1 protein-coding gene is annotated in these 204 nt (G+C 38.2%); it reads left to right on the top strand.

What is annotated here, in order from left to right:
- A partial coding sequence (locus tag CXF74_RS22335; RefSeq protein ID WP_232772387.1) for a hypothetical protein occupies window positions 1-204 on the top strand: 204 nt, incomplete at both ends.

The following is a 204-nucleotide window of genomic DNA, read 5'->3' as shown; positions in this document are numbered from 1 at the left end:
CATTATTCTAAAACAAAAATTGTCACCACTTTACGCATTAGCACTGAGCAATTTAATTGTTGGCACCCTGAAGATAAACCTTCTGAACACCCACATGATTTTATTTCACTTCCCAAAATGCACTCTCTGCCCAACGAAACCTCCATCGAACTGAAGTTTATAAATGGCAATCAGTTAATACTTTCTGGCGAGCTAAATCTACGG

Origin of the sequence: Psychromonas sp. Urea-02u-13 (assembly GCF_002835995.1) — a bacterium.
Classification (GTDB): Bacteria; Pseudomonadota; Gammaproteobacteria; order Enterobacterales; family Psychromonadaceae; genus Psychromonas.
Note: the sequence above shows the minus strand (reverse complement) of the source record. Positions and strands in the feature narration are given on the sequence as shown.